1 protein-coding gene is annotated in these 480 nt (G+C 54.0%); it reads right to left on the bottom strand.

The genetic code is table 11. The features are described 5' to 3' along the window. Positions 1–285: 285 nt before the first annotated feature. On the bottom strand, positions 286–480 hold a 195-nt coding region (locus AC1RP4_RS07690; RefSeq protein ID WP_481763224.1), incomplete at its 5' end, for a hypothetical protein.

Genomic DNA, 480 nt, shown 5'->3' with positions numbered 1-480 from the left:
AGGACCTTAATATCGAGCCGTTGTTCGAGCTGAATCAGGACACTTTTGATGATGCCTGAAGCCGTGTTTTGTGCCACACTCATTTGTCCGCTCCCCGAGGTCCAGTATACAGACACGCACCCGTCACCTTGGCACGAGTGCCGTCAGTTGAGCGCGTCTGCTCTTCGAAAATCTCGTAAGCCTTTTGACACGTTTCGCGTGTAGGGTAATCGTGCTCGACGTGTACTGGGTGTGTCCCGTAGCCAGCGTACAGAGCAGTCGCGATTAGCACATATGAAAGCCCCATCAGTCCTCCACAATATGGTAGTGCTCAGCGTTCGATAGTTCCTGCATGACGTGACGCGCGACGCAGCCACGCGCAAACTGATAGGCGTCGCTCATCCCACGATAGCGTTCTTGCAGAAGTTCGTGGTTGTGGTGTTCCGGGTTACTGAAAATCTCAACGTTTTCGCGTGTGAGCCTTTCCGCGTTCCGCACCTC

The organism is Dellaglioa sp. CoH-56-MRSF-10 (assembly GCF_056782175.1).
Note: the sequence above shows the minus strand (reverse complement) of the source record. Positions and strands in the feature narration are given on the sequence as shown.